Annotated in this window: 1 protein-coding gene; it reads left to right on the top strand. The window is 26.9% G+C overall.

The window, feature by feature from the left end; translation table 11 throughout:
- Positions 1–147: 147 nt before the first annotated feature.
- Positions 148–1,275 carry a peptide chain release factor 2 gene (gene prfB / locus HZY83_RS01020; protein WP_179942260.1) on the top strand — a complete coding sequence of 376 codons (1,128 nt, stop codon included), beginning with the start codon at positions 148–150 and terminating at the stop codon, positions 1,273–1,275.
- The last annotated feature ends 66 nt before the right edge of the window (positions 1,276–1,341 follow it).

The raw sequence follows: 1,341 nt of genomic DNA, 5'->3' as shown, positions 1-1,341 counted from the left end.
CTATAATATTTACATAAAATAAAATTATTTTATTTTATTATACTAGAAGTTGCTTTAGATTATTTATAATTAACTAAAATTGTTTGTAATTTTTTGTATTAATCGTGTATAATAATGGAGCGATGATAAATAATTGGAGTTAGAACATTGGAATTAGTAGAATTAAGAAAAAAATTAGAAGATATTGATAAAAATATAAATGACTTTAGAGAATCTTTAAATATAGAAGAAAAAAAAGAAAGATTGGCTGAAATAGAAAATGCGATGTTAGATCAAAATTTTTGGAATAATAGCGAGCAAGCAACAAAAATAGTTGCTGAATCTAAATTTATTGAAAAGGAATTATCTGATTTTGAGGAATTATTTTTATTATTAAGTCAATCTAAAGAGTTAATAGATTTTCTAAAAGAAGAAGACGATGAAGAATTACATAACGAATTAATAGAAATTTACAAAGAATTAGAAGAAAAAGTAGAGTTATTTACTTTTAGATTACTTTTATCAGAGCCGTATGATAATAATTCTGCAATATTTGAAATTCATGCTGGAGCAGGTGGAAGTGATGCTACAGATTGTGCAGAAATTTTATTTAAAATGTATGAAAGATTTTTTGCTAAGCAAGGTTTAAAATTTAGATATTTGAATTATCAATCTGGTGATATATGTGGTATAAAATCTGTTACGATATTGGTAGAAGGTGATTATGCCTATGGATTACTAAAGGGAGAGAAAGGTGTGCATCGTTTTATACGTATTTCGCCATTTGATCCTTCAGGTAAAAGGCATACTTCATTTTGTTCTGTTGATGTTATACCAGAATTTTCTGATGAAGAAATTAACATTGATATAGCTAACGAAGATATACAGATAGATACATATCGTGCTCAAGGAGCAGGAGGTCAACATATTAATACAACAGATTCTGCGGTAAGAATTACACATTTACCTACAGGAATTGTAGTTCAATCTCAATCTGAAAGAAGTCAACTTGTTAATAAAGAAACGGCTATGCGTGAGTTGAAGTCAAGATTATACAAAATACAGTTGGAGAAGAGAGAGCAAGAGATTAATGAATTAAGAGGGGAGCAGAAATCTATTTCATGGGGATCGCAAATTAAATCCTACGTTTTTACTCCATATACTATGGTAAAAGATCATAGAACAAATTATGAAGTGGGAAGTGTAGATAAAGTAATGAATGGTGAAATTATCGATTTTATAAATAGCTATTTACATTATAATATGACTATAAAAGATAATAGAGATAATATCTAAACTATTTAATGATAATAAATACATAATTTCTATAGTAAACAAAGTTACTAATAAAATGATAAGTTG

This window comes from Gemella sp. GH3, assembly GCF_013415425.1.
Classification (GTDB): Bacteria; Bacillota; Bacilli; order Staphylococcales; family Gemellaceae; genus Gemelliphila.
Note: the sequence above shows the minus strand (reverse complement) of the source record. Positions and strands in the feature narration are given on the sequence as shown.